This window comes from Mesorhizobium sp. LEGMi-168a (genome assembly GCF_058312955.1).
In genome coordinates this window covers 194,845-221,165 of record NZ_JBZEGV010000001.1, presented here as the reverse complement: position 1 = coordinate 221,165, position 26,321 = coordinate 194,845, and the positions used below count along the sequence as shown (strand labels likewise).

The window sequence follows — 26,321 nt, the reverse complement described above, 5'->3', positions numbered from 1 at the left end:
CCGACGTTATTTTGCCGTCACCTTCGCCTTGCTGACGAAGAAACCGTGGCCGCTGCTGCTCGTGCAGGTCAATCCTTTCGTCGACGACAGGCAAGTGAATGACCCTTTGCTCCAGCTGTTGCCGTAGCCAAGCTTGGTCGCGTCGCTGCAGCAGCCCTGCTCGCCGGGGTTCTTGATAAGCGTCGCCGGTCCCTTCGGTCCCAAAATCACCGTCACGTAGCTCGGCTCGACGCGGGAGCAGGAAAGCTCCGGCCCGCCATCCTGCGGCTGGTACGTGCTCGTGCCGCCCTTCGGCGTGTAGATACAGCCGATATTGCCGGACGGCGTGTTGAATTCGATCTGGCCTTCGGCGCTCGCCGGGATCGTCTGATTGCCGGCGTGTGCCTGCGGCAGCCAGGCGAAGGCCGCGAGCACCGCGGCCGAAAATATCCGTACAGACATTCGCTGATCCCCCTCGATGCGAAGCAATCGCCGCGCAGATTCGACTCCTGAGGGACAAAATTGTCAACGCTCGCCGATCGCGCAGTTTGGACCAGTCCACTTCAGCAACGGCGTGGCAATCGACAATGCCTCTTCGCCATCAAGCCCATTTCCGAAAGTTTCGCGAGCCATGCAAGGGCGATTCAGGCGAGCCGGAAGAGAGGGAGAGCGTCGGTTTTTCCATCTTTCGGTCACCGCCCGGCAGCGAAACCGGGCGACCGGCAAGTCATTTCCATTCACAAAACTGTGTTTTTGCTTTCCCTAGGGGAAAGTCATAACGCCTGCGGACTCCTTCATCCAACTCGCTGAAATAAAACGTAAAATCCGCACCCGCAGAGCCTGGCCGGCGCGACCTTTCTGTTGCCCTCATGCCACTGCGGGTAACCCTGTTCACATTCGGGGGCAGAAAATTAATGGAAAATGATCAATTGGTGTTACCATATGTAACAAAACAAGAAAGGTTTGGGCGGGATCGTGATTCGGGTCGGCAGACCGCGACGTTCAGTACCGGCAAAACTACCCAGCGAGGCGGCAAAGCCCTCGCCCCTGACGCCGGTATCGTCGATGCGTACCTTCTGGGGGCTGATGCGAGCCTACTGGTTCTCCGACCGCTGGAAGGAAGCCTGGACCCTCACCCTCGTGATTGCGCTGCTGACAGCGCTCTCCAGCAAGGCAGGCGTGTGGTTCGCCATGGCATCGGGCGAGCTGGTGAATTCGATCGCCTTCTTCCACGACGCCGCCAACACCAATCCGTTGCAGGCGCTTCTCACCAATGCCGGCATATTGGTGCTGCTGGTCGTGCTCAAGGATGCCGGCTTCACCGGCGTGCGCAACCTCGTTTCGACGACCCTGCATCGCAAATGGCGCGGCTGGCTGAACAGCCAGTTCAACCAAGCGCTGCTCGACGGCAACCATACCCATTTCCATGCCCAGCATGGTTCCGTGGCCGGCGGCATCGTCGCCCCCGACAACATCGACCAGCGCATCCAGGAATCGATCAAGGACATGACGGGCGGCGCAATCGGCCTCGCCATGGGCGTGCTGGGTGTCGCGACCTCGCTCTATTTCGTCGGCGAGAATCTCATTGGAGCCTCGGTGGAGGTCAAAGGGCTGGAGTTTCTCGGCAGCTATGGCAGCGCCGTGCTGGCCTTCCTGGCGGTTGCCACCTACGTGCCGCTCAACACCTGGATTGCGGTCAAGCTCGGCGGCATGCTCGAACGCCTCAACATACGCATGCAGCAGGCTGAGGGTAGCTATCGCGGCGAGCTGACGACGTTCCTGCGCCGCAGCTTCCACGTCGCCGCCTCGCATGGCGAGGATGTGCAGAAGTCGATGCACGACAAACTCTATGTCGACATCGACAAGACCTGGGGACGGCTGAACGTCGTCAACACCAGCTACACATCATTCGAGCTGATCTACAATTTCATCGGCGCCCGTATCGTTGCCTACGGACCCGGTCTCGTGCCGTTCATTCACAACGGCTTCGACCTCAAGGGCTACATCACCGGCTCCGAGATGGTCGCCCAGCTGATCAGCCAGTGTTCGTGGTTCATCCACGTGATGCCGGCGATCGCGACGCTCAGAGCCAACAGCCAGCGCGTGACCCAACTCGCCAATGCCATCGAGAACGTCCAGCAGCCGCAGGAATTCTATCGCCAGACTGGTCGCTCCGATTTCAGTTACGCCACGCAAAACCCTGTCTTCGGCCTAACCATCCAGAAGCTCGAGCTGGCGCATCAGGGCGAGGACGCGACGCCTTTCCTCAGCGCCGCCAACCTGCGCTTCCGCCGCGGTGAATGGACCTTCCTCAAGGGCGAGTCCGGCTGCGGCAAGACCTCGCTGATCAAGGCGATCAACGGTCTCTGGCCCTACGGCCGCGGCACCATCGTGTTCCCTGAAGGGGTGACGAGCTTCTACGCTGCCCAGGAAGTGAAGCTGCAGCACGTCTCGCTGAAGCAGCTCGTCTGCCTGCCGGGGTCGGAGAACGACCACAGCGACATGCAGGTGGCGGCCGCCCTGCACAAAGCCGGTCTCGGCGAATTCATCGAGCACCTGACTGACGAGAGCCGCGAGGGCAAGATCTGGGATCAGGTCCTGTCCGGCGGCCAGAAGCAGAAACTGGTGGTCGCCCGCATCATCCTGCAGCAGCCCGGGTTGCTGTTCCTCGACGAGGCGACCGGCGCGCTCGACCCCGAAGGCAAGATCGCCTTCCACGAGGCGATCAAGGCCAACTGCCCCGACGTCACGGTGATCAGCGTGATGCACGAGGCCGTGCCGCCGCGGTCGCTCTCGGGCGAGGAATTCTACCACAGCGTCGTGGCGATCACCGATGGCGTCGCGACCAAGAAGCCGCTGGTCCCCACCCTGCCGCGCGAGCTCACCACCATCCTTGCCCAGCCGCCGCGGCCTGCCGAGGACAAATGGCTGCGCTTCCGTCGGCTGAAGCAGAAATAGCAGTCATACCAAGCCTTTGACCGGCCGCCGCGGTGTGGCGACGGCAGCCGTCGATCACAGTCTCGCGAGCCGGCGTCCCTTCGCTCATTTTCCGAGCTTTCCGCAATTGACTCGGCAATACGCGCCCCTATGTTGCGCCCGCTCGCAGAATTCCCAACCCGAAACCCGCGAGCAGAAAGGTCAACCCGCCATGCCTGGCGACAGTCACAGTCGAACGCAACCGCCGTCCGCCTTGACGTGACCTGACGGCTCACGTCCTGCCGGACGGCAAGGAGTGAGCCATGAACGAATTCGCACCCGTATTGGACGACGAAGCGATCGCCGTCGCCCGTGTTCTTGCCAACGATCACGTCGCCGACGTCGTCGAAGCCCTCAACCGCGAACCCCGTGAGACGGCCATCGAGCTGCTCTGCGCGGTGCCGTTCGAGCGGCTGGTCGAGATTTTCGACCAGCCGGAACTCGAAGCAGCTCCGGAGCTTGCCGAGGCCCTGCCGCGCGCCAAGGCGAGCAAGCTGTTGACCGCCATGTCGGTCGACCGCGCGGCCGACATCCTGCGCGAGCTTGACGAGCCGGCCCGTTCCGAGCTGCTCGGCGCGCTTGCCCCGCCGCTGCGCGCCACGCTGCTTTCCATTCTAGGATATCCCGAAGGCAGCGCCGCCTCGATCATGACGACGGAATTCGTCAGCGTTCCTTCGGACTGGACCGTCGGCCGCACGCTCGACTACATCCGCAAGGTCGAGCGGACGCGCGAGACGGTCTATGCGATCTACATCGTCGATCCGGAAACGCAGCTCCTGCTGCGGGCGACCGGCTTGCGCCGGCTGATCACCGGCGAGCCGGAGGACTTGATCCTGTCGGTGGCGCCGGATCGCATTCCGGTGACGGTCACGCCGCTCACGGATCGCGAAACGCTGGCGCAGACCATCTCCAAATACGATCTGCTTGCCTTGCCGGTTGTGGATCACGGCAGGATCCTTGGCATCGTCACCGTCGACGACATCATCGACACGATGGTCGAGGAGACGACCGAGGATGTGCATCGTTTCGGCGGCATGGAGGCGCTGGACGAGCCCTATATGAAGATGGGCTTCCTCGCCATGATCCAGAAGCGCGCCGGCTGGCTCTGCGCGCTGTTCCTCAGCGAGATGCTGACGGCCAACGCCATGCAAAGCTACGAAGGTGAGCTGGAAAAGGCGATCGTGCTCACGCTCTTCATCCCGCTGATCATGAGCTCAGGCGGCAATTCCGGCTCGCAGGCCACCTCGCTGGTCATCCGTGCGCTGGCGCTGCGCGAGATCGACCTCCGCGACTGGTGGCGAGTGGCGTTGCGCGAGCTGCCGACCGGGCTGGTGCTGGGCTCCATCCTTGGCGTCGTCGGCATCTGCCGCATCATGCTCTGGCAGTATCTCGGCCTCTACGACTACGGTCCGCACTGGATGCTGATCGCGGCAACGGTGGGCGCCGCGCTGGTCGGTATCGTCACCTTCGGCTCGCTGTCGGGATCGATGCTGCCTTTCGCGCTAAAAAGGATCGGCTTCGATCCTGCCAGCGCCTCGGCGCCGTTCGTCGCCACGCTGGTCGACGTCACCGGGCTGGTGATCTACTTCTCAGTGGCGCTGGTGATCCTGCGCGGCACCCTGCTTTGAACTTGGGCGCCACCGCCGCCGGCCTTGCCGGCGGCGACTCCAATCCACGGCTCAGACACGCTCGCCGTTCTTCACGCGATAGGTCGGCTTGTACATGGTGACGAGTTCCTCGGCCGCGGTCGGGTGGACGGCCATCGTGCGGTCGAAATCGTCCTTGGTCAGCCCCGCCTTCAACGGAATGCCGAGCAACTGCGCCATCTCGCCGGCGTCGGGGCCGAGAATATGGGCTCCGAGCACTTTCCTCGATACGCCGTCGACCACCAGCTTCATCAGCATCTTCTCGTCGCGGCCCGACAGCGTATGCCGCATCGGACGGAAGGAGGCGCGATAGATCTCGATATCGGGGAAGCGCTTGACCGCCTCGTCCTCGGACAGGCCGACGGTGCCGATTTCGGGCTGCGAGAACACGGCCGTCGGGATGGTGTCGTGGTCAGGCGATGTCGGGTTGCCCTTGAAGGCGGTCTCGATGAAGCACATCGCTTCGTGAATGGCCACCGGCGTCAGTTGCACGCGGTGGGTGACGTCGCCGATCGCCCAGATGTTGTCGATACTGGTGCGGGAATATTCATCGACGACGATCGCGCCCGTCTTGCCGAGCTCCAGGCCGACGCCCTCAAGCCCCATATTCTCCGTGTTGGGAATGCGGCCGATCGCCAGCATGACCTGGTCGACGGTCAGCGTCTGGCCGCTGGAGAGCAGCACGTCCAGCCTGCCTTGCGGGTTCTTGCGTACCCATTCGGAAACCGCATGGCAGAGGATCCTGATCCCCTTCTTCTCCATCGTCTCGTGCAGCGCGCGGCGAAGGTCCATGTCGAAGCGCGACAGTATCTCCTGACCGCGGTAGACGAGTGTGGTCTCCACGCCCAAGCCATGGAAAATGTTGGCGAATTCGACGGCGATATAACCACCGCCCTCGATCATGATCGCCTTCGGCAATTCCTTGAGGTCGAAGGCCTCGTTGGAGAAGATGCAGTATTCGTGGCCGGAAAGCGCGGGATGCGGCGCCGGACGGCCGCCGGTGGCGATCAGGATCTGGTCGGCGCTGACGGTGCGGTCTTCGGCAGCGAGATAAACAGAATGCGGATCGACCAGCACGGCGCGCGAATGGAAGGTCTCGCCGCCCGCGCCCTCGACATTCTTCCTGTAGATCGCCTCCAGCCTGGCGATCTCCTTGTCCTTGTTGGCGACCAGGGTCGGCCAGTCGAAGCTTGCTTCGGGCACTGTCCAGCCATAGCCGGCGGCGTCGGCGAAATGCTCGGGAAACTGCGAGGCATAGACATAGAGCTTCTTCGGCACGCAGCCGCGGATGACGCAGGTGCCGCCGTAGCGATATTCCTCGGCGATTGCGACGCGCTTGCCGAGGGATGCCGCCATACGGGCCGCCCTCACCCCGCCGGAACCACCGCCGACGACGAAAAGATCATAGTCGTAACCGGCCATCGGATGGGCTCCTGGGAAATGAAAAAGGGTGCGCCAGAGGTAGGCTGCCAAGCGCCAAAAGAAAAGCCCGGGAAACCCGGGCTCTTCTGATCCAGCCGCTGTGACCGGCTGTAGTGGCTGTGCGGATCAGTTCTGCGAATTGTCGGCAGGAGCCGATCCGTCAGCCGGAGCGGAGCCGTCGGCGGGAGCAGTCGCATCCTGCGCAGGCTTGGCCGGGGCCGCGGCCTTGGCGGCGGCGGCGAGCGTCTCGCCGACCTGTTGGGCGAGGTCGCGGGCGACGCCGTTCTGCCAGATGTCGGCCGCCTTCACCAGGTCGCGCGTCACCGCCGGGCCGCTGTCGAGCAGCTTCTTGCCGGCATCGGAGCTGTAGAAGGCGGCGATATCGTTGAGGTCCTTCTCGGAGAACACCTTGGCGTAGGCAAGCGCCGCTTCCTTCTCGAGGTCGGCGCGCCGCGAGGCCAGGCCGATCGCTTTCTCGGTGACGGTCTTGCCGATCAGCTCCTGCATGTCGGGGTTCTTCTGGATCAGCTGGTTTTCAAGCGCGGCGGCTGCCTGCGGCAGGATATTGTCGAACGGGTCGGTGGCGTGGATAGCCACAACCGCGGCCCGCGCGGCCTTGAGATGCGATTCGCTGATATCCTGCGAGAACGCCGGCGAGGACAGCGCAAGCACCGCTGAGGCGGCCAGAAGCGTCGAAAGGCGGCGAACCCGTTTATGCAACATCATGGTTGGTAGAACTCCCTGGTTTTCGGGCGGCATGGACGGTTTGGATGCCGTCGCCGCCGGCGATGATGGCCGCTGACGCCAGCCCGATGAAAAGACCGTGCTCGACAACGCCTGGAATGGCGAAGAGAGCATTCGAAAGCGCTCTTGTATCCGGAATGCGGCCAAAAGATGCATCGAGGATAAAGTGGCCGCCGTCTGTAACAAATGGCTGCTCCCCCGTCATCCTCAATGTAACCGGGCCGGCAAGGCCGAGGCTTGCCGCCGCCGCGCCGACCGCGATCTCGGTGGCTCGCAGGCCGAATTTGTTGACCTCGATCGGCAGCGGGAAGCGGCCAAGTGTCTCGACCATTTTGGATTGGTCGGCAATCACGATCATGCGCTTGGACGCCGCCGCGACGATCTTTTCGCGCAACAGCGCTCCGCCGCCGCCCTTGATCAGCGTCAACGCCGCGTCGATCTCGTCGGCGCCGTCGATTGTGAGGTCGAGTTCAGGCGTCTCTTCCAGCGTCGACAGCGGCACGCCGAGTTCGCGGCAGAGTGCCGCAGTGCGCTCGGATGTGGGCACGCCGATGACGGTGAGGCCGGTCGCGACTTTTTCGGCGAGCAGCCGGACGAACTCGTCGGCGGTCGTGCCGGTGCCGATGCCGAGCCGCATGCCGTCACCGACATGGGCAAGGGCCGCGCGCGCGGCTTCGACCTTCAACTGCCTTGCATCCATGCCGCTCTTGTCCCGATTTCCGCGATTTGGCGCGCGTCCTACCATTTTTGCCTGTCCCGTCAAAGGCTCTGCCTGTGGACCGATAGAGGCTGCTTGCTTGACCACCGCGCAGCTTGTATCGGCTGCGGCACATCAATCGCTCCAGGACTGGCCATGACCCGACCGATCATCGTGTTCGACCTCGACGGGACGCTGGTCGACACCGCGCCGGACCTGCTCGACAGCCTTAACCACAGCCTGGCGGCCGGCGAACTCGCAGCGGTCGACGAGGCCGGCTTCAGGCGCTTCGTCGGCCATGGCGGCCGCGTCATGATCGAACGCGCGCATGCCGCGCAGAACAAAGCACTGGTGGCGGAAGAGCACGATAGGCTGCTAAAACTCTTCCTCGACCATTACACGATCAACATTCCGGGCAAGTCGCGCCCCTACCCCGGCGTCGTCGCGGCCCTCGACCGCTTCCGGGCCGCCGGCTACCTGATGGCGGTCTGCACCAACAAATACGAAGCGAATTCGGTGGCGCTGATCGGCGCGCTTGGCTTGGAAAACTACTTCGCGGCGATCTGCGGCCAGGACACGTTTGCCTTCCGCAAGCCCGACCCGCGCCACCTGAGCGAGACCATCAGGCTGGCCGGCGGCGATCCGCATAACGCTGTGATGGTCGGTGATTCGCAGACCGATATCGACACCGCCAAGGCAGCCGGCATCCCGGTGGTGGCGGTCGATTTCGGTTACACGGACCGCCACGTGCGCGAATTCGAACCGACGCTGGTGATCTCGCATTTCGACACGCTGACGCCGGTTCTTGCCGAAAGGCTGATCGCAGCAGCGCGCTGAATTTCTGCCCCAGCCGGGGCCGCCCGGAGCCGCGAAATCAATCCCCAGGAGATCGTCGGCACATCACCTTGACTTCGCGCACCCGCCTCCCTTATATCGCGGCTCGCTTTGGCCTTCGGGCCGCAGGCGGGCGATTAGCTCAGCGGGAGAGCACACCCTTCACACGGGTGGGGTCGCAGGTTCAATCCCTGCATCGCCCACCATCTGCCTTGACAAAAAAGCAGAAGCTCAATCAGTGCGACTGCGAGGCGATGGCTAATGTGCTCTGCACTTTTGGGTTTGTTCCCATTTGCCTTAGTAGGACCTGTTACTCCGAAGTGCGGCCGAGAATTGCCCGCCAGACGCGCAGCATTAACTTAAAGAATCCGTTCGCCGGGTCACTTATCAAAACCCATTGATGTGCTAAATTCGCTGACCAAAGGGGGCGGAGGCTGATATGGGGCGTCGCGTACTTGCTGTTGTTTTATGCTTAATTCTATTGAGCGGAAAGGTGATAGCTCAAATAGAAACTGCAGTTGGAGGCGGTAAAACTCACTCAAACAAAAGCATTTTTGACAATGCTTTAGCTTCACAAGACCACTCGACTTTGGCTGCCGCCTTGAAGGCTGCCGGTTTGGACAGTACCCTAGAAGGACCCGGGCCATACACGGTGTTCGCTCCGACCAACGAAGCGTTCACAGAGCTTCCCGCGGGCACGGTACAGGCTCTTTTCAAACCAGACGTGAAGGAAAAATTGAACAAGATACTTAGATGCCACGTGGTTTCTGGAGGCTACACATCTGAAGAACTTCTTGCCAAGGTAAACGCCAACAACGGCGCGCTGATATTGGATACAATCGGAGGATGCCCCTTAACAATCCGAGCCACTGGCTCGGATTTGTCGGTGAGTGACAATTCGGGTGACGTCGCAAGTGTTACGGTAGCGGACGTTCACCAATCCAATGGTATGGTATTTGTCGTCAACAAGGTGCTTGCTTCAACCAGCTCGGATACGTCCCACGAGATACATGCGTCACGGATTTTCGCCGGACCAAACGAATACCCGCCCACGAATTTCGCAGCCTATGGAATCATCGCATTTCGTTCGAAAATCTCTTCATACGACCAAGACCGACAAAAGATGCTCTGCGAAGCTTTCGTCAATGCGGTACTGCCTTCATCTACGCTCACCGTCCCTACCTCTAGTCAGATGGTAACAGTATGGCCGATGGATAGCGCCGATCATGCACGGGCTACCACCAAAGCAGATATCTCCAAGACCTGCGAAAGCGCGCTTCATAATTACGGTTTGGCGACCTCGTTGAAGGCAATCAAAGACGCCGCCGCAAGTGGTGTTGAAATGAACGGCGATGGCCCTTTTTTGATAGCTTGGGCGCCTCCGACCGAGATGGGCAAGCCAGGCGCAGTGGTTCTAAAAGCCGATCTGACCGGGGTAGAAAATTATAAAGTAGCCAGCGACATTATGCATCGTTGGGTAGTTGAGATTGAGAACAAACCGGAGCTGTGGAAATCTGGGGCATTTGATAGAAGCCTGATAGCGACAGCTCGCGACTGGGCCGATCATTATGGGTCAATGATTCTATCAGTGATCGGAGTAGAATAAGATCATGATAGATCTTATTACCAACTTTGGAGTCTCGGCTCTGGCCGGCCTGCTACTCGGCCTTGTCGGAGTAACAATTATTGCGCCAAATACTAATGGTGGCGCATTCCTAATCGTCGTCATTGGAATTGCCATCGGGGTGATCCTCGGGGCAATCTACAAGGCGTTTCGCCCCTCGAAGGCGACGAAGAACGATTAACTTTCGTCCTAGATGTCGATCCGAAGACGAACTGTGCTCAGATCAGCCCTCGCCGCACGCTCAAATGCGTCACCGCCGTCACCAGGATGGCGCCGGTCATGAAATAGAGCGTGGCCACAATGTTGCCGTGGTGGAAATGAATCCCCGCGAACAGCAGGGCCATCACCACGGCAAGAAATGCAATTATGCGCGAGAATTCATCGGGCATGGGGCGACCTATGGAAACGAGATGATTATGGCCGCCCTCAATCAGCCAAGCGCTCAATAGAGCGATTTTTCGATTTCCGCAATCGCCTGGCATGCACCCTGACGACGCGCCGCGCGTGTGCGCATCGCGTTGCCGGTTCTCTAAACCAAATCCACCTCGACCCACAGCCCACCTGCCCCACGAGCAGCATCACGCGGCGCGCTGCGCACGGCCATGATTGAGCCGGAGGGCGAAGCGAAAGCCGGCTTTCCACCCGCGCCGGCCAGCCAGGGATCGTCGGCGCGAATGACGCGGCCCTTGGTCTTTGCTTCGAGCGCGGTCAGGATCGCATCATAGGGCATCTCGCCCCAATGCACCTTGACCGCATCCAGCTTGTTGGTCGGAATGAAGGCCGAAAGGTCCGGGCTCGTCATCAGGTCGAGCCCCTGTTTCTGCGGCGTGGCGTTCTGGCTGCCGTGGTGCGCGACCTTCAGGTAGACGGTGCGCGCCAGCAGGTCAGCGGTGGTGACGGTCGCCTGCCCGACCGGCCATTTCAGGTCCTTCCAGCTCAGCCAGTTGCCGATCTGGGCGTCGCCCGGGAACAGGAACACCCGTCCGCTGTCGATGAGTTCGAAGGCGAGCACCAGGCTGGTGTTGTTGACGCCGCGGTCAAGCTGCATGGCGAGGTCGGCGGCGATCCCCATCCAGTCGGCGTCGATGCGGCGCCACGACTGGTCGCGGTCCTCCATGGGGGCCGCGCCGGAGACCGGCCCGCAATAGTGCTTGCGTGTAAAGGCGCCGATATCGATGGCCGGATCGCTGCCCTTGTCGCCGTTCAGCGCTGTCGAGAGCGGCGTGCCGATATTGTGTTCGAAGGGGCTGAGCTCGTCAATGTAGGTCGAATCGTCGGCCTGGTTCATCTTGAGCCCGGATGCGAGCGCCCGCGCGAACGGCCCGCCGCTGGCGAGCGGGAACATCTCGCTCGCCTTTTCCTCCATCCGAAGCGCCGCCTTGTCGCGGGGCGGCCCGAGCACATAGATCCGAAGATTGGGGAGTTCCGCGATCGATTGCGGTGCCGCGCCGGGCTCGAAATAGGTGGGCGTTGGTTTTGCCGACAGCTTTGCCGCGGCGTTGCGCGCCGAACGCACCCGCTCCCCGGCGGCGCCGAACTGGAAGCCGAGCACGGCCTGAAGACCGTCGCGGACACGTTCCATGTAAGGATTGAGCCCTTGCATGCCGTCGAGCTTCTGGCTGGCGCCCTGCAATGCGGCCAGCGCCTGGCCCTTGAATTTGTCGAGCTCGATAGCTCCAGGGTCGGCTGGGTTTTCTGTCCAGGCCATCCAGACATCGCCGACGGAAAAATCCTTGAACAGGTCCTTCGAAGTCAGGAATCCCGAAACATGGTCCCAGTGCTCATGGGTGACGACGAGCACATCGATCTTGCCGCCCGTCTCCTTCTTGAGGTCGGCGACGATGTCGGCGACCAGCGCCGGACCTCCCGTGATCGAGACGTGGATGCCGCAATCGATCAGCATGCGGAACGGCGCTCCGTCGGCTTTCGTGAAGGTGAGCAGATGGCAGTCGCCGATGCCCTGGCAAAAGTGCCGGACCGTGACGGAAGGAACGCGCGCTGTTGCGGAGGTCGCGGCTCTGCGAGGCCGCCTTGTTGCTACCGGCTTCCTAGACATGATCGCCGTCTCCGTCGCTGGCATGCAGCATGGCGAAGGGCTCAGAGACCTCGCCGCCGAAATAGAGCGCCCGCAGCGGCGACAGATAGTTCGCTGTCACGGTCTCAGCCTGGCGCTTCTGCCGGTCCGCGCTGCCGGTGTTTTTGATGATGGCGTAGCGGATCTCCTCAAAGCCTTCGCGCGGGTCGATGATGATCGTGGCGCCGCCACGGAACCAGAAGAAGCCGTCGCCCTTGTTGACGCCTTGCGGCGCCGGCGTGCCGTCGAAGGTGACGGGAAGCCGCTGCTGGATGACGGCGACAACCTCGACACGGAACGAGCCGTCCGGCTCGACGCGCCGCGTCGGGCGAACGCTGTAAATGTCGAACGTCGTTTCGCCCTTTTTCGGCTGGTGCATGACCGTGCCGTCGTCATTGTAGCGCGGCAGATCGGGAAGCAGGCCGAACTGCTTGTAGAGGTCGGGATCGGATGCGAAAGCCTTGTGCATCGCCTTCCAAAGCGCATAGCGGTTCTTGTCGTTGAGGGCGAAGATCTCAGAGCGTTTCAGCTTCTGGTTCCAGCCGAGGTCGATCCTGCTCAGCAAGCCCTTCAGCCAGGATGGCGAAGGATCCTCCGGTGCGCTCCAGGCGAGCGTCTCTTCCGAAATGGTGCGCACGTCGCGCGGCAGAAGCTTCCATTTGCGGAAGGATTCCAGGAACGCCAGGCGATAGTGTAGAGGATCGTCTGGATAGGCGTCGCGGTCGGCTGTGATCAGCGCCCGGAGATATTCGCCGAAGGTGATGTCGACGGCGGGGCAATAATCGAGCGCGCGGATGCACATGGTCAGCATCTGACTGGCGGTCTTGGCGACCTCGTCGGTAAGGCGCTCGATCAGGCTCGGATGCAACGTGCCCGCCGGCAGGATGCCGGTGCCGCCGGTGGCAAGCTGGATCAGATCGTCGGTGCGGCGATCGGCGATGGCGATGAATGCCTGGTAGACGGCGAAGACGAGGATGGAGCCACGGTCGTGCGCCTCGACGGTCTTGTCGTAATCGAGGTCGGCCATGCCGGCGCCGCCATATTCGCGCAAAGGTCCGGCCCTGCCGCTGCCCTCGCCGAACTGCTTGGCGATGCCAGAGAGCAGCGAGGCCGCCGACAACTCACCCCTCGCCTTGCCGATCTCGAAATTCACCAACTCCTTCAACGTAAAATGCTGGAACAGCGCAACGATGTCGGCAAAGGCCTCGTGGAACGCCGGAACATCCGGATTCGACGCCTCCTGGAAGCGGCGATGCAGCCCGTCGAGCAGCGCATGCGACATTTCATGAGCGATGATGTCGCTGGAGAGGCACGAAAACACCGTCGTCCCGGGCGTGGTGACGTCTCCTTCATTTCCGGTTGCCGGGAAATAGCCGAACAGCAGTGCCTTCTTCTCCGGGCTGTAATAGGCGTTCTCTGCGCGCAGCGCGTGCGGGTAGATGCGCAGGCGCGGCACATAATGCGCCTTCACCGTCATGTCGCCGGCGCGGCCCGGGCTCTGCGAATAGTGCGGCGCCCATAGCGCCCGCCGCCCCAGCGCGCGTTCGAAATGGCCGATCGTGGTCATGGCGACCGCGTAGACCATCTGCTGGTGGAATTTTGGATTGCCTTCCGAGGGCGGCAGGCCGTCCTGCGCCAGGAGCGTCTTGTCGTTGAGGTCGACCGGATCGTAGATGCGGTTCGATGCCGGATCGACATCGACCACTTCGAGATATTCGCCGATCGGGCCCGGCAGCAACGGCTTGTCGGCCGACGGTTCGTCGTCCCAGGGAACCTGGAGCGTTGCCTGGTAGACCGACACCGAGTCCAATCGCTTGGCGACCGAAGGGTCGAGCGCGTAGATGCGCAGGCGCCGCTGTGGCGGCGGCAACGGACGCGGCTTGCGCTTGATCGGCGCCAGGCTTGCTGCCGGAGCGGCGGCCGGCACCGGCTTGGTCCCCGCCCTGCCCAGCACTCCCTCGAGAAAAGCTCTGAGCGGCTTCGACGGATTGCCCTCGTCGAGAGCGGCTTCGAGATAGCGGTTGCGCGCCGCGGCCGAGATGGCGGCCGGGTCGCCGTCCGGATCGGCGATCGCCTGGTCGACGGCGGCCGTGCTTTGCGCCATCTGCATCAGCTCCAGCGCCAGCATCCTTTGCCGTTGCGACGCCGCGGGCGACTGCGCGGCAAGCGAATTGCCGCCGGTCAAGAAATCGAGCCAGCTCCAGGTATAGGTCGCCGGCGGCAGTTTCCGGAGCTGGTTCTCCGCCGGCGGGGCGACCGCCAATGCGTCGAAGGCGCGCACTACCCCCTGCCCGATCTTCTCCAGCGTCTCGGCGGCGTTCATCTTCGGCGTCGATTTCTGCGCCGCCTTGAACAGCGCGAAGCGCGCCGCCTCGATGCGCATCCACGGCTGCGAATAGGTCTTCACGGCGTCCCAGTGCTCGGCCAGCCAAAGCGCTGCGGCAGCCGCGACCTGCGGCGTCGCCGCCGAGGTGCCGTTGCCGTCCATGTCGACAACCTTGGCGCAGTCGATCTCGGCCCACGGCACGTTGGGCGTGTAGGCGCCGAGCGCCGTCTTCATCTTCGATGGCGGGCCGTAATTGCCCTGCATGGTGCCGAAGTCGAGCCCGGCATAGGCGCGGCCGTCGCCCATCACGCCGCATGCGGCCAAGACCCGGTTGTAGCGGGCTGGATAGACGATGCTGCGCGGCGTGATGGCAAGATTGTTGCCGGCCGCGGTGACCATCACCAGGCCATGGTCGTAGGCGAGATTGACGGCGTCGACCAGGGCCTGTGAGGTAAGACCACCCATGCTCATCGACAGCACTTGCGCGCCCTGCTGGCGCGCATAGTCGATGCCTTGCACCATCGTGCCCGTCGTCAGCCGCACCACCCAGTCGGCGATCCGCACCGGCATGATCTTGGTCTGCGGAGCGCCGCCGACGAAATCGGTGAAGCCCGGCCAGTGCGGCGACGTGCCGTCGAGCTTGTTGCCGGCAAGCAGGCTGAGCGTGCCGGTGCCGTGACCGCGATTGCTGGTGAGCGTGCCGGCAGGCGCATGATCGGTCGCATTGTCCGGCCCGGTGCCGTCGTCGACGAAATTGCGCCGCTTTGCCGTGAGAAGCCCCGCCGGCAAGGTGCTGTGGCCCGGATCGAAGCCGGTATCGAGATGCGCAATGATGATGTTGGCCTGCTTCGCGCCGACCTTGCTGCGGGCAGTGGCGAATTGGCTGAAGTTCGGCCCGGCGTTCCAGGCGACGCCGTCCTGGACGACCGCTTGGCCGCCATGGGAATCCTGGTCGTCGAAGGTGCAGGCAGGGCTGGCGCTCGCCGCCATGCCACGATCGCCACTGCTGTTCTTGTAATCCCATTGTTGAACGATGTCGGGCTCGATCGCCAGGATATCGGCGCCGGCAATCGCGACATCTCCGCCCCGAGTCACCAGTTCGTGGGCGTCGTCCCAGGGATTGTCCGTGTCCGTGGCCTTAGCGGAAAGCCGCAGCCAGGTCGCGCCGCGGTCCGTTGCAGCGCCGAAGTCAGCGCCGGAAGTACCCGGCGGCACGGTCAGGATCGGTTCGGCGTCGATCCCTCCGATGCCAAGCGACCGGCTACGGGCAACAAACCCGGCGCCGTCGCCGCGAACCTTGACAAGGAGTCCCCGCACCATGGCATGCCCCTCCTCGGAAGTGGAAACCATGGCGTGAGCTGCCAATCCCAGTCAAGCCAAGTCCCAAACCATGCTTCGATCGTTCTGTTTGCCAACTAGGAAACCGGCCGATTCAGCTCGGCTTCGGCACACTATGCTCGGTGTCTGAAACATACATGCGACAAATGACAATCGCGCCGGCCGGCAGGCGCTTCTGTGACCGCCTTCACATACGCCGCGCGAGCTTCACGCACAGATATCGCACCGGGTGGCACTGGCTTCTGCTTCAACGCACGGGCTCGAATGGCTTCCGGGCCTGAAAATGGGTCGGTCCTCGGCAGGGAATTTCGATCACCTAGCCATTTTCAGATTTGCTGTCCGCGCGCGTCGGTCACCTCCCGCCACGCGCGCGGACGGCGTTCAAAGATCGGTCCGTGTCCGCCAGCACGCTCCGATCCCGTCGCAGGGAAAGTTGCCGGCTAATTTGATGCCGGCAGCACATGTCTGGCGCTCGATCTCACCAAGGCCGTCGTGTGTTGCCGTAATCGCCACGAAAGGAGACCAGGCCTTGATCGAGCACGCACTTGTCATACAATTTCCGCTCAACGAGAGGCGGAATCGCATCATGTCGACAGCCGGCGTAGACGACCGGGGCGCCGTGCCGCGCCTGGCGCGGATCGATCCGCGTCAGTTCGATCTGCTGTTCGGCGGTTGCAAGATCGAACGCTATGCCGCGGGTCAGCACCTGTTCGTGCAGGAGGACGCGTCCGACCGCATCTACGGCGTGATGAACGGCACTGTCGAAATCTCGCTCTATTCGCCGGGCGGACAGAAGCTCGTGGCCAATATCGAGCTCTCGCGCAGCCTTGTCGGCGAGATCGGCGCCTTGGACGGACGCCCGCGAACGGCAACCGCGATCTGCCTCACCGCATGCGAGCTGGTTTCTCTCAGCAGAACGCAACTCTTTGATCGCATTGAAAAAAATCCGCCGTTGGCGCGTGCCATGATCGAACTCCTGTGCACGCGGCTGCGCTGGGTCAGCGGCGAGCTCGGCGACCAGGCCTTCTTTGGCATCGAGGCCCGGCTGGCGAAGCGGCTGGTGTTCCTCAGCGGCGTCATGGCCGATGCGACCGGCTGGATCCCGATCTCGCAATCGGAGCTCGGCGAGTTCCTCGGCGCGACTCGCGAATCCGTCAACAAGACGCTCAACGACTGGCGCAACCGGCATATGATCGCCATCAGGCGCGGCGGGCTGCGCGTCACCAACGCCGCCGCGCTGAACCAGATCGCCGAATCGCAGGACGACGGCTGAGCGATTTTTGACCCGAATCAGAGCCGCGAAATCAGGTAGCGCAGCGCGGACCGGCTCGGCATGAAGAAGTAGCCGCCGCCCTTCGTGGTAACGAATTGTGGCATGTCCTTAAGCACCGTGACCTTTTCCCAGGACGGGATCGAGAACCGGCCGCCGCCGTCGCGCGCGCCGATCGTCGGATCCTTTTCGCCGACAAGGCCCTGGAACGAGCTCGACGACACCCAGGTCTGCTGGATGAACTCGTACTGACGTTCGATGTCGGCGTTGAGGCACATGAAGAGAAGCCCCTTCTCGACCTTCCCGCTCCGGCCCTTCTTCTCGTAGGTGCGGCCGACGCGCAGGATGCGATGGCGCTTGCCGATCCTGATCTGCGTCTCGCGGTCCTCGCCAAGCGAATCGCGCGGATTGGAGCGGCGTATGTGCGAGCCGAGCGGACAGCGATGCCCTTGCGGGTCCTCGGCGCCAAGCGCGAAATCGTTGTCGACGCCGCGGCCCGGGCGGCCATCGGGGTTGCGCACCAGCGAGCTGCCATCCTGCCAGCGCCCGAGCATCTTGGCCGCCACCCAGCGCGGCGTGATGGCGTCGTCGCCGGTCTCGCGCGCTGCCCGCGCGGCAGCGTGCTTGCAGTAGTCGTCGAACAACTCGACATGCTGCTCGAACTGGCGCACGACGAGGAAAGAGCCGTTGCGGCCAAAGTCGCGCGGCGGCGGAGGCTGACCGGGTATCTGCCGGTTGCGCCGCACCTGCGACAGGATGCCGGTGCGATCCTGCGCCGCCTCGACGGAGGGCGAGGCTGGATAGAACCCGTGCTCGTCGCGATAGCCGAACAGGAACTCGCCGGGCGCGACCAGATGCATCGGCGCGGCGCCCTTGTTGGCGCGCGAGGTACCCCTGACGATCGGCTGCGAGACACCGTCGGCGAAGCCGAAATGCTCATAGGCGCGCGATCGCTCCGGCTTACCGTTGTTGCCGGCATGCTGGGATTTGGCGCCGTCCTTTTTCGGCTCGCGGTTCACGACGAGCGGCAACTCGGCGACGATTTTCATCCCGGCGCCCGTCGTCTTCCGCTTCGCCGTCGTGACCTCTGCCTTGAGCGCCGCCGGCTCTCCAGCGTAGCAGATGATGACCGCGTCGACCGGCGTCTTGGCCGAGCCCCACTGCCATTTGTCAGCCGCGTCCGGGCCGCTATCGTCGAGGATGCGGCTGCGCTCCGGATTGCCCATGCCGTGGCGAAAGGCGGCTGGAAATGTGCCCAGCGGATCGTCGTCGACGCCACCCTCCAGCCCGAGACGGCGAAGGCCCTCGGGACCGAAGGCCACCGTCATGGCTCGTCCGGCAGGCACGCCGTCGCCGAAACTCGTTTTGTCGATGACGAAGTCCAGCCATGCTTTGCGTTGCATTGCCGGCAGATCTTCAGGCACCCGGATCGCCAGCATATGCGCGTGGCCGAGCGCGCCGAACGGACCGAAGAAGATCGATTGGATCTCGCCCGCTTCCAGCTCTTCGAGAGGCGAAGGCGCCGGTTCACGGCTGGCGATTTCCGCCGGCCTTGCCTGCGGCCGCTGCAACGAGCCGAACAGGCTCACCCAGTCGCGCGCCTCGTTGCCGGTGGCCGAAGCGATGCCGCGCCTGATCCTGGAGTTGATGCGGATGCGCGTAGTGTTGAGATGCGGATAGGCGGAATACCAGAACAGCGTCGGCACCTGCTGGCGCCGCGCCCAGCGCTTGAAGCGGTCGCCGTCGCGCGCGCCGTCGAGGAAGAGCCAGCGCGTGCGCGGATAACCGTCCGTGTTGCTCCACACTCCGGTAAGGCCTTCGGAAGCCTTGGCGATGAAGTCCTCCAGATAGCTTTCCCAGCTACCGCCGTAGTTGGAGAAGAACATGAGCTTGTCGGTGCCCGGCAGCAGCACCCAGCGGGCGAAGTGGATGGTGTTGATGGTGGCGAGGAACCCCGGCTTGAACACTTTCTGCGCCGATATCGAGATCAGGTAGAAGGAAAGCCTCAGCGCCAGCCGCCGCAAGGTGCCGGTCTTCATCGTCGAGATCGCGGTGAGATGGTTCTGCGCGCAGTGATCCTCATTGGCGAGGATCCTGTCCAGGGCGCCAATGTCGACCGGCGTGTTCTGCGGCCGGTCCTTGTCCTCGATGCGCCGCAGGCCGAGGAAGCACAAGCCGACGAACAGCATTGCGATAGCCAGCAGCCCCAGCACCGCCAGCAGAAGCGCGGCGCCGGCAATTGCTATGTTGGTGAAGGTGATGCCGTGCGGGTTGCCGAACACAAGCACATAGGTCATGCGCCAGAAGGCAAGCACGACGATCGCGACTGTGGCGAGCATCGCCGGCGCGAGCAGCGTCGTCGTCAAGGCCCGCCACCAACGGCCCGGCGGCTGCTCCAGCAGGCTTTCGGCCGGCTCGAAGGCCCAGCCGAACTGCCCCATCGACTGGGCGTGCCGGCGCGCCTCGGTAAGGACCGCAAGGGCGTTGCCGGTACCGGCGCGCGGCTTTTCGACGATCTCGCGCACACTGTCGGCAAGCTCGGCCTCGGCCAGGATGCGGCGCACCGAATGGCCAGGCGTGCCCGAAAAAACCAACCCTGCCGTGCTGCCGAAGGACGGCGATATTTCGATGTGATGCTTCTTCAGGAAGCCGTCCAGCGAGCCGCCGTCGGACAGACCGCAAACGTCCCTGAAGATCGGCCGCAACCGGTGGCCTATGGCTTGCGTGACGGCGCCGATGACATCGTCGGCGCTGCCGTCGCCGGAGATTTCGAACACGAGCGCCCCGATCTCGAGGCCCGATTTCTCGTCCTTTCCGGTGACGGCGACCGCCAGGCTGGTGAAATGGATCGAGCCGACCTTGTCGAGCGCGCCGCCCACCTCGCCGATTGCCGGATTGCCGAGGGCGCCGACCTTGTCGCGCACGGCATCCAACGGCACCGCGCGCCTGATCGGGCAAACCACGGTGACCATCGACTGGTCGACGGTGCGGCAAAGCGGCGAGCGCTCGAAATCGACCTTGAGGTTCGCCGGATAGGCGCCGACATAGGCCAATTTGCCGGCCCTGCCCCGGACGCGATCGAGCTTGGGCTTGCTGAACAGCGCGCGAACGCATTCGCCGATCTGGATGCGGGCGATCTCGGCGCCGATGCACAGGTGGATACCGTGGCCGAAAACCATGTAGTCGCGGTGCGGACGCGAGGTGTCGAATTCATCTGGCCTTTGCACGATTTCCGGATCGAACATGGCCGACAGCGTCGCCGGCATCACCACCGTTCCAGCCTTCACCAGGCGCTCGCGGCGCGTGCCCTTGCCGATGGTCGCATCGCGGGCGGTGTAGCGCCACGGGCCGACCCAGATCGGCTTGAAGCGCATGGCTTCCAGGATCGCCCGATCGAGCTTGCCGGTATCGCCTGCTGCAATGGCCGCGTCGACAGCCTGGCGGGCATCGGATCTCGACAGGATGACGTCCAGGCAATTGCCGCCGGCAAGCACGTTGGTCGGCACGAAGCCGGCAATCATGCCGAGCATGATCGAATGGATGTCGGGCCGCGACAGGCGCCCCTGATCCATGAGCGCGACGAGGCGGGCCAGCGGCCGGCCGTCCTTCCCTCCCTTGTCCCTGACCGCGGCGATCGAGCGCTCGATGACCTTGATCAGGCGATCGCCGCCGACGACCGCGAGCTGGCGCGTTGTCGGGTTTGCGGCCGGGTCGGAAAAGAACAGCGCGCTCAGCGCGATCGACCAATCGGCAAACTCGGTTTCGTCGTCGATCTCAAGACCGAAATAGTCGCGGCAGATTCGCACCGGCACAATTTTCATCAGCCCGGCGATGGCGTCGAAGCCGGGGCTGGCTCTGGTCATGATGTCGCGTGAATGACGCTCCGCGATCGGCCTGACGGCGGCTTCGACTTCCGCTGGTGGAAAGGCGCTCAGCACGGCCGACTTCATCTGCCGGTAGGCAGCCCCGTCTTGCATGCCGAGGATGAAGTTCGAGCCCCTGGCCAGTTCCGCCATTTCCGGACCGTAGGGCGTTTCGAACTCGTCGCCCCGCTCCAGTATGTCGCGCACGTCGACGCCCTTGGTGACGAGCAGGAAATTGCCGAAGGCCAGGTTCGGCCAAAAACGGCGCAGCAGCGCCAGCAGCCAGCGCGGATCGCTTAGAAAGAACCCGGCGATGCGGGAGGCAATACCATCCTTGGCGCGAAGCCGGTTGATATCGAACGGCGGCATCTCGACGACAGGGCGCTGGCTCTTCTGAGCCGCGCGGACAGCAGCGAAATACTTCAACTTGATCATGCGCGTTCGAGCCCCCCGGCTGTTCAAGTCGATGCGATGCCGGCAACCTAATGGCCTAGGTTTGCATCGGTCCGGCGTATGTGATTTTTTTCACAGTCGTCTGTCTTCGGTTCCAGTGATCATGCAATGGACTTGGCCTGGTCGAAATTCGCGATCAGGAAGTTGTTCTTCGCCGAATCGACGAACGGTATCCAGCGAATCCTCTGTTCGGAAAAGTCGGGATGTCTGGTCGCGAAAATGGCGAGCTCGCGCTCGGCCTCGTCGCGGCGGCCGCTCCGCATCAAGGCGCCGATTTTCAGGAACCTGGCGTAGAAATAGCCCGGCGAAAGGTTGAGCGAGCGGTCGGCAACGGCAATTGCCGCCGGCCAGTCCTCGACGAAGCAGTATGCGGCGGCCAGTTCCCCAAGATTGTGGAAGCGGTAGAGGTCGAACGGGCTCAGCCGTTCGGTATCCAGGAAGAACGGGATCGCGCCGGCGGCATCGCCGAGCAAAAGGCGCGCGCTGCCCATCGCCGAGCGGGCGAAGGCAAAGCTCGGGTTGATATGGATCGCCTCGGTGAGATGCTCCGCGGCCGATGCCGGCCGGCCGCGCATGATGTCGGCCGCGCCGAGATTGGCATGCGGCCGCGCGTCGAGGCTGTCCATCAGAAGCGCCTTGCGCGCGAACGCCTCGACCTTGTCCAGGTCGTCGCTGTCGCCGAAGCGCAGCCACGCGCGCCAGAAATACCACCATGACAGCTCGTTCAGCACGGCGCTGGAATTCGGATCTTCCTGGTAGGCCTTGTCGAAGAATTCGAGCGCGATTTCGGTGTCGCTGCGCGTGCGCCTGTTCATGTGCCAGCGGCCCCGCCGCACCAACTGCCAGGTCTCGAGGCTTTCCCACGGCACCTGGAAGGTCCGCACCTGCTCGGCCCGGTCGACTTCCTTGTCGAGGATCGAAACGATCTCACTGCCGATCTGGTCGCGAAGGCTGAAGATGTCGACGAGGTCGCGGTCGAAGCGTTGCGACCAGACGAGACGCCCGTTCGACGTATCGGTGAGCGAGGCGTTGAGGCGGATCTGCCCGCTGTAGCGTGCCAGCGTGCCGCCGACGATATAGCGCGCGCCAAGCGCATTGCCGATGAGCCTGGTTCCGAGGCTGTCGTCGCGGAACTGGAAGCTGGAGCCCTTGGCGATCACCGAAAGCCAGCGGGTGTTGGAGAGGCCATAGATGATGTCTTCGGCAATGCCGTCGGCCATGTAGCCGACATCGGGCTCGCTTCCGTCGCCATGGAACGGCAGCACCGCGATTGCCGGCGGTCCCTTGGCGAAGGGCCTGTAGTGACCGGGAGCTGTGGGAATGGCGGCCAAGGGAGCCGCCATCGTGGCGCCGTTGCCGCCGCGCCCGGCTATCAGGACGCGCACCGGCAAGGCGATGTTCTTCAGCATGAACTCGCCGAGGTCGGTAAAGACCGCCGCGGTCTTGTCCTTTACGTGGTGCCAGGTTGTCTCCGAAATGGCGAGGCCGTCATGGGGAGCGAATTCCTGGAGGCGGGCGGCTATGTTGACATCGTCGCCATAGAGCCGGCCCTCGCGGACGATGACGTCGCCGGTGTTGATCCCGGCCCGAAACGGCATGCGCATCTCCTCGTCCACCGAGGCATTGAGCGCCATGATCCGATCCTGGAAATCAAAGGCCGCGCGCAAGGCTTCGATCGGATTGCCGAACTCGGCCATGATGCTGTCGCCGGCAACGCCAAAGGTGCGGCCGCCAAAGGCGCCGCAGCTGTCGGTGATGATATCGCGCCTTTCCTCGAAGGCAGCGACGGCCAGCTCGTCGTCGATGCCCATCAGCCGCGAAAAGCCCACGGCATCGATAGAAATGATTGTCGCCAGCTGACGGGTATAGTTCCGTTCAGCCATGATAGAGCCCCCGGTCCCTGTTTTCGGTCCAGAACAGGCGACTTCCGCTCTCAAAACACTTCGCCGTTTGCCGACGGAAAATCCCCGGCAGGCTCGGCGCGCCGTTGCCACCCTGTCAGTCTGGAACTCTAACAGGGTCTTGCCAAAAGCTCTACCACGAACAGCTAATAGAGCGCGCCTTCGGCCCGACCCATGGTTAGCCGTTTGTTACCTGAAGCACCAGATCGTGGAAACTTGCTTACATATTGGAATCCCGAGGCTTTGTTTACTTCCGCTTCTGTGAATCAAGGCGGCGCCAGTCGTAGCGGGCCGACCCGTGGAGCAAGGCGTTGTTGCCCGTGGCGGAACCAACAGGCCGGGATTCGAGTTTTCCAGCGCACTCACGCCTACACGAGATTGAGGGCAGTCATGCGCGCTGTTGTTGTTTTGGCAAGCGGTATTGCGTTCTTCCTTATCGGCGGCTCGGCTTTCGCGGCAGACCAGCAAGCGATGCCGCCGCAAAATGCCAAGAAGCTCTCGGAAATCGTCGCCAAGGTCGAGAAGCGGAACGACTTCCAATATGTGAAGGGGGTCGACTGGAGCAGCGACGGTTATACCGTCACCTACTACACGACCGACAAGGCCAAGGTCCAAATCACCTATGATCCGGTGACTGGAGAGTCGAAGTAGGCTCTGAAGACGGCCGCGCATCGGTAGGCAGCACCCTACCCATCCGAGTCTTGCGTCGACGCGTGTTTGATGGCTGACTGCGCGCCACGATTGCGGGCACGGGGTGAATTGCAGTGGTTGGCTACGTCCTGAAGCGCGTCCTGATGGTGCTCGCGGGCTATCTGGTCGCGGTGCTCGTCGGGTTGATCGCGCTGGTCGTGATCTACGTGGTGCTGAGCTCGCTGCCCAGCGCACCAGGCTATTTCGAGCTGATGCAGTTCACGCCTGTCGCTGTGCTCGTGGTGCCGCCTCTCGGCAGGTTCGTCTATTTCCTGACCATCGTGGTCACCGGCACGCAGACCCTGGTCTTTGCCCTGATTGCCGAGTTCTTTTCGCTGCGGAGCTTCTGGTTGCACATGCTGTTCGGCGCCGCCGCGGCGGCTGCCGGCTTCATGCTGCTCTGGCCAGACGCACCGGATGATCCGGAGCGCTGGGCCGACATGGGCATCATCGCGGGCGCCGGTCTCGTCGCCGGCCTGATCTACTGGCTGATCGCCGGGCGAGACGCCGGCTTCCGCCGCCCGCTCGTCTAAGCAATTCCAGGAAAAGTGTTGAGCGGTTTTCTGTCCGGAATTGCGTAGAAATAAGCAGCGCTCAGCTTGACGGCGTGCGCACCGCTTCGGTCGCGTCCAGCGCCTGCATCAGCTTTGAATCGCGATCGTAGACGTCGTCGAAATATTCGACCTTGCCGGACATGTCAGGCCAAGCGGTGAAATAGGCGACATAGACCGGGATGACGCGCGTGACGTTTTCGGTTGAATGGCCATGCTTCAGCTTCTCGGCGACATAGTCGACCGAGGTGCCGAGCACGGCAGCCGCCATGCCGCGCGGATCCTGCAGGCGGATGCAGCCGTGGCTCAATGCACGCATGTCGCGCTCGAAAAACGACTTCTGCGGCGTGTCGTGCATGTAGATGGCGTGCTTGTTGGGGAAGAGAATCTTCAATTCGCCGAGCGCGTTGGCTTCGCTTGGCTGCTGGCGCACGCTGAATGGGATTTTGGAGCCATAGGCACCCCAGTCGACCGCCGAGGACGGGATTTGCCTGCCGCGTGAATCCGTCACCTCATAGCCGGCGCGGTCGAGATAGCCCGGATCGCTGCGCAGCCGCGGCAGCATCTCATTGACGATGATCGACTGCGGCACGCCCCAATAGGGGTGATAGTCGACCTGCTTGATCTGGTTGTAGAAGAAGGCGGTCTGGTTGGTGACCTTGCCGATGACCGCGCGGGTCTTCAGCTTCTCCTCGCCATTGTCGATATAGCTCGCCGTGAAGGCCGGTTGGTTGATGAAGACGCGCGGGCTGCCAAGGTCGGAGGGGAGCCAGCGCAGCTCTTCGAGCGCGACCCTGACCTTCTCAATCTTGTCGGCCTTGGAGGTTCCCGCAAGCGAGGCAACCGTGCGCGGGCCGATGACGCCGTCGCCCTTCATGCCGGCTCGCTGCTGCACCGCCTTGATCACCGACACCAGTTCGGGATCGTAAACCTCGCTTTTGCCCAGCCTGGCGAGAACCTCGCCATAGTCGCCGCCCATCTCGTCATCGAGATTGCGGGCAATGAGCGTCATAAGCTTGGGCAGCTCAGGGCTGCTTTCGCCGGGCTTGAGTAGCAGATTCGGATCGACGACGATATCGTTCTCCTCGCTCGCCTGGAGCGATTCCAGTTCGACACGCAGCGCCTGGTATTCCGGGTTCTGCGGGTGTCGCGATTCGAGATAGGTGCGCACTTCCTGTGTATGCGCCAGCGTTTTCAACACGCCCTCGAGATCGAGCGGCTTGGCCGGGAAATCGTAATATCCGGTCATACGGTTCGGGTCGATGCGGCCGCTCTGGGCGTCATGGGCATAGCGCAGCACGCGCGCCGACAGCGCCATCTCGAAGCGGACCAGTTCCTTCGTCCGCTCTACCGGCGTGGCGGCAGTCGTGACGACAGGAATATCGACGGAGTAGTCGGCGGGCGTCAGGCCGTAGCTTGCGGCTTCGCCAAGCACCCGCACGGCATCCTGCGCCCTGCTGTTGGGTGCATCCCCGGTCACCCAGATGAAATCCGGATTGGCCGAGTAGTAGGCGATCAGCGCCTTGGCGATATCGGGTTCGGCAAAGAGCTCATAGTCGCTCAGGCTCGTGAGTGCATCGCGAAAAGCGCTTCCGGTCACGGACGGCACAAAGGCTGCGTCCTGCGCGGTCGCGGGTTGGGGAGCCGGCAGCAGCGACTTGAAGTCGACGCGCACCAGTTTATCGGCCCTGTAGGTGTTGTAGGTCGGACTGCTAATCCTGACGCCGCCGGCGTTGGGCTGAACCTTGCGGGTTTTGGGCGGCGGCGGAAATTCACCTTGGGGATTGTGCCGGATGCCGCCACCGAACAGCATGTCGAACAGCCCTTGGGCGCTGGCCTGCGACATGCCGATAGCAAGCGTTGCGGCGATCGCAACTGGCAGCACGGCTTGTCTTTTTCCGAGGAATTTCATGAATCACCCGCTCCGGTTGTC

Annotated in this window: 18 protein-coding genes and 1 tRNA gene; 9 read left to right on the top strand and 10 right to left on the bottom strand. The window is 63.0% G+C overall.

All coding sequences use genetic code 11. The features are described 5' to 3' along the window. Positions 1-6 precede the first annotated feature (6 nt). A complete protein-coding gene (locus AC4FWB_RS01100) occupies positions 7-441 on the bottom strand; it encodes a hypothetical protein (RefSeq protein ID WP_491023954.1) in 435 nt (144 codons plus the stop codon). A 603-nt stretch (positions 442-1,044) separates the two neighbouring features. On the opposite strand from AC4FWB_RS01100, the gene AC4FWB_RS01095 reads away from it, so the two are divergent. Together AC4FWB_RS01095 and mgtE are read left to right on the top strand one after the other, a co-directional pair. Next, positions 1,045-2,937, top strand: a complete 1,893-nt coding sequence (locus tag AC4FWB_RS01095) for an ABC transporter ATP-binding protein/permease (protein ID WP_491023953.1) — start codon at positions 1,045-1,047, stop codon at positions 2,935-2,937. Positions 2,938-3,218: 281 nt separating this feature from the next. After that, the gene (gene mgtE, locus AC4FWB_RS01090; RefSeq protein ID WP_491023952.1) at positions 3,219-4,583 is read left to right on the top strand and encodes a magnesium transporter; all 1,365 of its coding nucleotides are present in this window, start codon (positions 3,219-3,221) and stop codon (positions 4,581-4,583) included. 51 nt (positions 4,584-4,634) lie between these two features. On the opposite strand, the gene gor is transcribed toward mgtE, so the two are convergent. The 3 genes from gor to rpiA form a co-directional block, all read right to left on the bottom strand. Then, complete coding sequence (gene gor, locus AC4FWB_RS01085) at positions 4,635-6,023, bottom strand: glutathione-disulfide reductase (protein WP_491023951.1); 1,389 nt, start codon at positions 6,021-6,023, stop codon at positions 4,635-4,637. 126 nt (positions 6,024-6,149) lie between these two features. After that, positions 6,150-6,749 carry a DUF2059 domain-containing protein gene (locus tag AC4FWB_RS01080; protein ID WP_491023950.1) on the bottom strand — a complete coding sequence of 200 codons (600 nt, stop codon included), beginning with the start codon at positions 6,747-6,749 and terminating at the stop codon, positions 6,150-6,152. Beyond that, entirely contained in the window at positions 6,736-7,467 is a 732-nt protein-coding gene (gene rpiA, locus AC4FWB_RS01075) for a ribose-5-phosphate isomerase RpiA (RefSeq protein ID WP_491023949.1), read from the bottom strand. Before rpiA ends, AC4FWB_RS01080 begins: the two co-directional genes overlap by 14 nt. A gap of 153 nt (positions 7,468-7,620) precedes the next feature. On the opposite strand from rpiA, the gene AC4FWB_RS01070 reads away from it, so the two are divergent. The 4 genes from AC4FWB_RS01070 to AC4FWB_RS01055 all read left to right on the top strand — a co-directional run bounded on the left by AC4FWB_RS01070 (position 7,621) and on the right by AC4FWB_RS01055 (position 10,103). Then, positions 7,621-8,301 carry a phosphoglycolate phosphatase gene (locus AC4FWB_RS01070; RefSeq protein WP_491023948.1) on the top strand — a complete coding sequence of 227 codons (681 nt, stop codon included), beginning with the start codon at positions 7,621-7,623 and terminating at the stop codon, positions 8,299-8,301. Positions 8,302-8,429: 128 nt separating this feature from the next. Continuing rightward, positions 8,430-8,504: transfer RNA gene (locus AC4FWB_RS01065), tRNA-Val, on the top strand. A 233-nt stretch (positions 8,505-8,737) separates the two neighbouring features. Next, complete coding sequence (locus tag AC4FWB_RS01060) at positions 8,738-9,904, top strand: fasciclin domain-containing protein (protein ID WP_491023947.1); 1,167 nt, start codon at positions 8,738-8,740, stop codon at positions 9,902-9,904. 4 nt (positions 9,905-9,908) lie between these two features. Then, entirely contained in the window at positions 9,909-10,103 is a 195-nt protein-coding gene (locus AC4FWB_RS01055; protein WP_491023946.1) for a hypothetical protein, read from the top strand. Between the two features lie 37 nt (positions 10,104-10,140). On the opposite strand, the gene AC4FWB_RS01050 is transcribed toward AC4FWB_RS01055, so the two are convergent. The 3 genes from AC4FWB_RS01050 to AC4FWB_RS01040 all read right to left on the bottom strand — a co-directional run bounded on the left by AC4FWB_RS01050 (position 10,141) and on the right by AC4FWB_RS01040 (position 15,642). Continuing rightward, entirely contained in the window at positions 10,141-10,311 is a 171-nt protein-coding gene (locus tag AC4FWB_RS01050) for a hypothetical protein (RefSeq protein ID WP_320277070.1), read from the bottom strand. Positions 10,312-10,451: 140 nt separating this feature from the next. Further along, on the bottom strand, positions 10,452-11,978 hold the full coding sequence (locus AC4FWB_RS01045; RefSeq protein WP_491023945.1) for an MBL fold metallo-hydrolase: 1,527 nt from the start codon (positions 11,976-11,978) through the stop codon (positions 10,452-10,454). Further along, positions 11,971-15,642 carry a S8 family serine peptidase gene (locus tag AC4FWB_RS01040; RefSeq protein ID WP_491023944.1) on the bottom strand — a complete coding sequence of 1,224 codons (3,672 nt, stop codon included), beginning with the start codon at positions 15,640-15,642 and terminating at the stop codon, positions 11,971-11,973. Before AC4FWB_RS01040 ends, AC4FWB_RS01045 begins: the two co-directional genes overlap by 8 nt. A gap of 604 nt (positions 15,643-16,246) precedes the next feature. On the opposite strand from AC4FWB_RS01040, the gene AC4FWB_RS01035 reads away from it, so the two are divergent. After that, the gene (locus tag AC4FWB_RS01035; protein ID WP_491023943.1) at positions 16,247-16,933 is read left to right on the top strand and encodes a Crp/Fnr family transcriptional regulator; all 687 of its coding nucleotides are present in this window, start codon (positions 16,247-16,249) and stop codon (positions 16,931-16,933) included. Positions 16,934-16,950: 17 nt separating this feature from the next. Here the strand turns inward: AC4FWB_RS01035 and AC4FWB_RS01030 are convergent, their stop codons facing one another. Then, entirely contained in the window at positions 16,951-21,228 is a 4,278-nt protein-coding gene (locus AC4FWB_RS01030; RefSeq protein WP_491023942.1) for a cytochrome P450, read from the bottom strand. Between the two features lie 119 nt (positions 21,229-21,347). Further along, positions 21,348-23,129, bottom strand: coding sequence for an adenylate/guanylate cyclase domain-containing protein (locus AC4FWB_RS01025; RefSeq protein WP_491023941.1), 1,782 nt, complete (start codon positions 23,127-23,129; stop codon positions 21,348-21,350). Positions 23,130-23,537: 408 nt separating this feature from the next. Here AC4FWB_RS01025 and AC4FWB_RS01020 point away from each other — a divergent pair, with 408 nt between their 5' ends. Then, positions 23,538-23,798, top strand: coding sequence for a PepSY domain-containing protein (locus AC4FWB_RS01020; RefSeq protein WP_491023940.1), 261 nt, complete (start codon positions 23,538-23,540; stop codon positions 23,796-23,798). A 143-nt stretch (positions 23,799-23,941) separates the two neighbouring features. Then, positions 23,942-24,370, top strand: coding sequence for a hypothetical protein (locus AC4FWB_RS01015; protein ID WP_491024325.1), 429 nt, complete (start codon positions 23,942-23,944; stop codon positions 24,368-24,370). Between the two features lie 61 nt (positions 24,371-24,431). Here the strand turns inward: AC4FWB_RS01015 and AC4FWB_RS01010 are convergent, their stop codons facing one another. Next, a complete protein-coding gene (locus AC4FWB_RS01010) occupies positions 24,432-26,300 on the bottom strand; it encodes a L,D-transpeptidase family protein (protein WP_491023939.1) in 1,869 nt (622 codons plus the stop codon). Positions 26,301-26,321 lie beyond the last annotated feature (21 nt).

Excerpts from the sequence above, each read along its gene's own strand:
- AC4FWB_RS01100 (WP_491023954.1), bottom strand. The coding sequence starts at position 441 with ATGTCTGTACGGATATTTTCGGCCGCGGTGCTCGCGGCCTTCGCCTGG.
- AC4FWB_RS01095 (WP_491023953.1), top strand. The coding sequence starts at position 1,045 with ATGCGTACCTTCTGGGGGCTGATGCGAGCCTACTGGTTCTCCGACCGC.
- mgtE (WP_491023952.1), top strand. The coding sequence starts at position 3,219 with ATGAACGAATTCGCACCCGTATTGGACGACGAAGCGATCGCCGTCGCC.
- gor (WP_491023951.1), bottom strand. The coding sequence starts at position 6,023 with ATGGCCGGTTACGACTATGATCTTTTCGTCGTCGGCGGTGGTTCCGGC.
- AC4FWB_RS01080 (WP_491023950.1), bottom strand. The coding sequence starts at position 6,749 with ATGATGTTGCATAAACGGGTTCGCCGCCTTTCGACGCTTCTGGCCGCC.
- rpiA (WP_491023949.1), bottom strand. The coding sequence starts at position 7,467 with ATGGATGCAAGGCAGTTGAAGGTCGAAGCCGCGCGCGCGGCCCTTGCC.
- AC4FWB_RS01070 (WP_491023948.1), top strand. The coding sequence starts at position 7,621 with ATGACCCGACCGATCATCGTGTTCGACCTCGACGGGACGCTGGTCGAC.
- AC4FWB_RS01060 (WP_491023947.1), top strand. The coding sequence starts at position 8,738 with ATGGGGCGTCGCGTACTTGCTGTTGTTTTATGCTTAATTCTATTGAGC.
- AC4FWB_RS01055 (WP_491023946.1), top strand. The coding sequence starts at position 9,909 with ATGATAGATCTTATTACCAACTTTGGAGTCTCGGCTCTGGCCGGCCTG.
- AC4FWB_RS01050 (WP_320277070.1), bottom strand. The coding sequence starts at position 10,311 with ATGCCCGATGAATTCTCGCGCATAATTGCATTTCTTGCCGTGGTGATG.
- AC4FWB_RS01045 (WP_491023945.1), bottom strand. The coding sequence starts at position 11,978 with ATGTCTAGGAAGCCGGTAGCAACAAGGCGGCCTCGCAGAGCCGCGACC.
- AC4FWB_RS01040 (WP_491023944.1), bottom strand. The coding sequence starts at position 15,642 with ATGGTGCGGGGACTCCTTGTCAAGGTTCGCGGCGACGGCGCCGGGTTT.
- AC4FWB_RS01035 (WP_491023943.1), top strand. The coding sequence starts at position 16,247 with ATGTCGACAGCCGGCGTAGACGACCGGGGCGCCGTGCCGCGCCTGGCG.
- AC4FWB_RS01030 (WP_491023942.1), bottom strand. The coding sequence starts at position 21,228 with ATGATCAAGTTGAAGTATTTCGCTGCTGTCCGCGCGGCTCAGAAGAGC.
- AC4FWB_RS01025 (WP_491023941.1), bottom strand. The coding sequence starts at position 23,129 with ATGGCTGAACGGAACTATACCCGTCAGCTGGCGACAATCATTTCTATC.
- AC4FWB_RS01020 (WP_491023940.1), top strand. The coding sequence starts at position 23,538 with ATGCGCGCTGTTGTTGTTTTGGCAAGCGGTATTGCGTTCTTCCTTATC.
- AC4FWB_RS01015 (WP_491024325.1), top strand. The coding sequence starts at position 23,942 with ATGGTGCTCGCGGGCTATCTGGTCGCGGTGCTCGTCGGGTTGATCGCG.
- AC4FWB_RS01010 (WP_491023939.1), bottom strand. The coding sequence starts at position 26,300 with ATGAAATTCCTCGGAAAAAGACAAGCCGTGCTGCCAGTTGCGATCGCC.